Annotated in this window: 1 protein-coding gene and 1 pseudogene; one reads left to right on the top strand and one right to left on the bottom strand. The window is 70.9% G+C overall.

The features are described 5' to 3' along the window. Positions 1-600: pseudogene (locus A9X05_RS13160) on the bottom strand (polyketide synthase); the annotation flags it as partial. Between A9X05_RS13160 and A9X05_RS29670 the strand changes: the two are divergent. Further along, positions 584-767 (top strand): beta-ketoacyl synthase N-terminal-like domain-containing protein (locus A9X05_RS29670; RefSeq protein WP_368664928.1); only part of this gene is annotated, 184 nt, incomplete at its 3' end. The pseudogene A9X05_RS13160 and the gene A9X05_RS29670 sit on opposite strands and share 17 nt — an antisense overlap.

Genomic DNA, 767 nt, shown 5'->3' with positions numbered 1-767 from the left:
CGCGGCCGCCTCCAGGTGCCCGAGGTTGGTCTTGACCGATCCCAGCGCGCAGCCGCCCTCGCCGCGTCCGTAGGTGGCCGCCAGCGCCTCGAACTCGATGGGGTCACCCAGTATCGTTCCGGTTCCGTGGGTTTCGACGTAGTTGACGCTGTCCGGCGTGGCGTCGGCCTGCCGCAGCGCGGTGGTGATCACGTCGCGCTGGGCCGCCGCATTGGGCGCCGTCATGCCGTTGGACCGGCCGTCGGAGTTGATGGCCGACCCGCGCACCACGGCGAGCACACGATCGCCGTCGCGGGTGGCGTCGGACAGCCGCTTGAGCACCACCACCCCGCAGCCCTCGCTGCGCACGAACCCGTCGGCCAGGGCGTCGAAGGTCTTGCAGCGGCCCGTCGGTGACAAAGCGGACCATTTTGACAGCGCGATGCTGGTGAACGGCGACAGGGAGAGGTGCACCCCGCCCGCGAGGGCGACGTCGCTCTCGCGCAGCCGCAGGCTTTGGCAGGCCAGGTGGATCGCCACCAACGACGACGAACACGCCGTGTCGACGGCGACCGCCGGGCCGCGCAGCCCCAACAGGTAGGAGATGCGGCCCACCGCCGCGCTGATGGGCATCTCGGCATGGGACTACACGATCCTCAACCTCGAGCGGCGCGCCGAGATCGACGCATACATGAGCACCGGGAACCCGCACAGCGCGGCGGTGGGCCGCATCTCCTACCTGTTGGGGCTGCGCGGCCCGGCGGTCGCCGTCGACACGGCGTGTTCGT

Origin of the sequence: Mycobacterium sp. E3298 (assembly GCF_001666895.1) — a bacterium.
In the GTDB taxonomy this organism is placed as follows: Bacteria; Actinomycetota; Actinomycetes; order Mycobacteriales; family Mycobacteriaceae; genus Mycobacterium.
The sequence above is the reverse complement of the archived record's forward strand: the minus strand, read 5'-3'. Positions and strand labels throughout refer to the sequence as shown.